The 2,233-nt window shown below is 68.2% G+C and carries 2 protein-coding genes; both read left to right on the forward strand.

Features of this window, described 5'->3' with window-relative positions; all coding sequences use genetic code 11:
* On the forward strand, nt 1-865 hold an 865-nt coding region (locus ACOADB_RS27220), incomplete at its 5' end, for a phosphotransferase family protein (RefSeq protein WP_378606465.1).
* Nucleotides 865-2,100, forward strand: a complete 1,236-nt coding sequence (locus ACOADB_RS27225) for an acyl-CoA dehydrogenase family protein (protein WP_378606468.1) — start codon at nt 865-867, stop codon at nt 2,098-2,100. The genes ACOADB_RS27220 and ACOADB_RS27225, both read left to right, overlap by 1 nt.
* Nucleotides 2,101-2,233: the final 133 nt, after the last annotated feature.

Below are 2,233 nucleotides of genomic sequence, written 5' to 3' on the forward strand. Positions count from 1 at the left end.
GCCGCCACTCGGCCACGTGCTCGCCACCGCCCACGACATGGCTCGCGAGTACCGCGTCATGTCGGCGCTCCAGGACACCGGGGTGCCGGTCCCGCGGACCTTCGCGATGTGCACCGATCCCGCTGTGCTGGGCGCGGACTTCTACGTCATGGAGCGGTGCGCCGGTACTCCCTACCGCCACGCGGCCGAGCTCGAACCGCTCGGTCCCGGGCGGACCCGCACGATCTCCGAACGCCTCGTGGACACGCTCGTCGCGCTTCACGCTGTCGAGCCGGCTGCTGTCGGTCTCGGCGACTTCGGCCGCCCCGAGGGGTTCCTCGGTCGACAGGTCGCCCGCTGGAAGAAGCAGCTCGACGCGTCGTACACCCGTGACCTGCCTGCCGCCGACGAGCTCCACCGGCGTCTCGCGGAGTCGGTGCCGCTTGAGTCCGCCGCCGGCATCGTGCACGGCGACTACCGCCTCGACAACGTCCTGGTCGATGACGCGGACCAGGTCGGGGCGGTTCTCGACTGGGAGATGGCCACCCTCGGCGACCCGCTGACGGACCTGGCGCTGATGCTTCTCTACTTCCGTCTCGACCCAGAGGCGGGTGAGGGCAGCGACGCGGTGTCCAACGTCTCGGCGGCGCCCGGCTTCCTCGACGAGCGCGCGATCATCGAGCGGTATTCGCGTGGAAGCGACCGCGACCTCTCCGGCTTCGGGTTCTACCTCGGACTCGCGGCGTTCAAGCTGGCGGCGATCCTCGAGGGCATCCACTACCGCCACCTCCACGGCCAGACGGTCGGCGCCGGCTTCGACCGGATCGGCGAAACGATCCACCCGCTGCTGGACGCGGGCCTCCACGCACTGAAGGAGCACAACTGATGGAATTCGAGTACGACGCACGCACACAAGGCCTGCGTGAGAACCTCCTCGACTTCATGGACACGCACGTCTACCCCGCCGAGGAGGTCTTCCAGGAACAACTGGCCGCCCTCGACGATCCGTGGGCGTGGGACTCCGTCCCGGTGCTGAAGGAGTTGCGCGACGCAGCACGCGCCCGGGGGATGTGGAACCTCTTCCTGCCCGGCGCTGACGGCGCGGGCCTGACGAACCAGCAGTATGCGCCGCTCGCGGAGATTTCCGGTCGCAGCATCTACCTCGCCCCGACCGCGATGAACTGTGCCGCACCGGACACCGGCAACATGGAGGTGCTCCACATGTTCGGCACCGCCGAGCAGAAAGACCGCTGGCTGCGGCCCCTGATGGACGGCGACATCCGGTCGGCGTTCGCGATGACCGAGCCGGATGTCGCCTCGTCCGATGCCACCAACATCGCGTTGTCGATCGTGCGTGACGGCGACGAGTACGTCCTCAACGGCCGCAAGTGGTGGATCACCGGTGCGATGAACCCCAACTGCCAGATCTTCATCGTCATGGGGAAGACCGATCCCGCCGCGGACCGGCACCGCCAGCAGTCGATGGTCCTCGTGCCGCGTGACACCCCTGGGCTGGAAGTCGTGCGCGGCATGCACGTCATGGGCTACGAGGACCACGAGCACGGCGGCCACGCCGAGCTGCGGTTCACCGACGTCCGCGTCCCCGTCGCGAACCTGATCGGCGAGGAGGGCGGCGGCTTCGGCATCGCCCAGGCGAGGTTGGGACCCGGGCGTATCCATCACTGCATGCGATCGATCGGCATCGCCGAGCGCGCCATCGAGATGATGTGCGAGCGAGCCGAGCAACGCGTCGCCTTCGGCAGGCCGCTTTCGGAGCAGGGCGTGATCCGGGACTGGATCGCCGAGTCCCGGGTGCGTCTGGAACAACTGCGCCTACTGGTCCTCAAGACCGCTTGGTTGATGGACACGGTCGGGAACAAGGGCGCGCACACCGAGATCCAGGCGATCAAGATCGCCACGCCGACCACCGTCCAATGGATTCTCGACAAGGCGATCCAGGTGCACGGTGCCGGCGGGCTCTCCCAGGACTTCCCGCTTGCCAGCATGTACGCCGGCATCCGCACGTTGCGGTTTGCCGACGGGCCCGATGAGGTCCACAAGAACGCCCTGGCGAAGAGCGAGATCAGGCGCCAGTCGGAGAAGCGGGAGGCGCGTTCATGAGTGACGTGCGGCAGCAAGTGGAGGCGTTCCTCACCGAGCACGACCCGGCCGTCGAGGAGCCGCTGGAGTTCCTGCAGGCCCGCTTCGACGCCGGCCTGGCGTGGGTCGCCTTTCCGGAGGGACTCGGCGGTCG

Origin of the sequence: Nocardioides sp. CPCC 206348 (genome assembly GCF_048654705.1) — a bacterium.
GTDB lineage: Bacteria > Actinomycetota > Actinomycetes > Propionibacteriales > Nocardioidaceae > Nocardioides.